Annotated in this window: 1 protein-coding gene; it reads right to left on the bottom strand. The window is 40.0% G+C overall.

Annotation, left to right across the window (positions count from 1 at the left end; genetic code table 11):
* A partial coding sequence (locus tag E1163_RS30620; protein ID WP_185156124.1) for a PAS domain-containing sensor histidine kinase occupies positions 1 to 1,098 on the bottom strand: 1,098 nt, incomplete at its 3' end.
* Positions 1,099 to 1,664 lie beyond the last annotated feature (566 nt).

Genomic DNA, 1,664 nt, shown 5'->3' with positions numbered 1-1,664 from the left:
AGGTGACTGAGCGAATTCTGAATAAGAAATATTGGGTATTTCTACCTTAAAGGTAGCACCGGGCTCCTCAGAGGGAGCTAAAATCACATTGCCTTTTAGCTTATTGGCCGTTATCAGTGCCAGATATAATCCTAAGCCTGAGCCTTTTGAGGTTTCTGCCCCTCTAAAAAACATTTCAAATATACTCTTAGACATTTCCGGCCTTATACCAATGCCATTGTCTTGTATGGAAATAATGACCTTTTCCCTTTTGGATTCAACAGTTATCTTCACCGTAGGGGAATCTCCACTGTTATAACGGATTGCGTTGTCTACAACTGGAATAAGGATCTTTGTAAGCAGACTGTAATCGGAGTAAAAAGGAGTATTTAGCTTAAAGTTAAAACTCCACTTTACACCTTTCTTCCGGGAATCTTCTTCAAATGTATTCAACACATCATTAAGCAGTGCGTGAAAGTCAATTTTCTCCATTTTCACTTCAGCCGAACCTATCAGCGCAAGGTGATTAATATCCTTCATGAGCATTTGTTGCCGGGACATAGTTTCTTCAATCAGGTCGAGGTATTCTTTCTGGTTTGCCCCTTCATCTTTCTTCAAAAGGTTGATCAGGCCCAGTACGGTAGATATTGGCGCCCGGAGGTCATGTGATGTCCGGTATAGCAATCTGTCATATTCGTAACTTACCCGTTTAAGGCGTGTATGTTCATCCAAAGAATTTTGGGATATCTTAATGATAGCGCTGGCCATTGAGGGGTTTTGTGTACTTTTATGCAGTTTGATTGTCACTGGTGCCAGACTACCGTCTTTGGATATCAGATTGCATTCTATATCCATCTGTCCTGTAAGTTTTATATTATCCCAATATCTGCTCCATAACGAGGGGCTTAAATCCTGGGCTAACTCAAAAACAGACATGCCTTTAAGCTCGCCTGCAGTATAGTGCGAAATCCGGGCAACAACCTGGTTTGCAAAATCAATTCTTCCGTTTTCGTCAATCCACATGAAGGCTTCGTTCGAAGTGCCTAATGCTATTGAACAATCTTCGCATAAATGAACGGTTCTGTTTTTTTTCTGCTTAGCGGAAATCAACTGCATCATGTCAGTGAACTTTTAAGTAGAATATAGCCAAAGCCTAATGCTGGTAATCGGCAGTACTCTAATGGTTGGTTTTTTCTGAATTCTGCTGCAAATTTCGCTGTAAGTACCACAAGTTTAATAAGTGTTACTTCTTATTTTAACAAATACGAGTATCACTTATGATGTGGGTAGGTAGATCACGCTGTTTTCTGAGGGGCTCTGACATTTCTTTACTGTGTTTGACGGACACTTGTAAACAGGCAATAGGCAAAAGCAGTTGGCAAACTTGTGAAATGTAACAATAAGCACGGTTTACTGATTTTCAGCAACAAGTTTCACGTTACTTGTTTTACTTTCCAATTCATTTCCTCCACAGGTTTTACGCGTGATCCCAGTTTACTGGTTTGCAATAACAAGCTCCCCTTTGCATGTTTCATTTTCCAATCCGTTTACTCCACTGGCTTTTGGTTTGACCCCAAAAGTATAAAAACAAAAAAGCAGTCAGAATCCCTACTGACTGCTTCCCGGTTTTCCGAAAACCGTTAATTAACCTAAACTAAACTATTATTATTAATAAGTGCTTCGCA

The sequence above is a fragment of the Fulvivirga kasyanovii genome (genome assembly GCF_009711405.1).
Classification (GTDB): Bacteria; Bacteroidota; Bacteroidia; order Cytophagales; family Cyclobacteriaceae; genus Fulvivirga; species Fulvivirga kasyanovii.
Note: the sequence above shows the minus strand (reverse complement) of the source record. Positions and strands in the feature narration are given on the sequence as shown.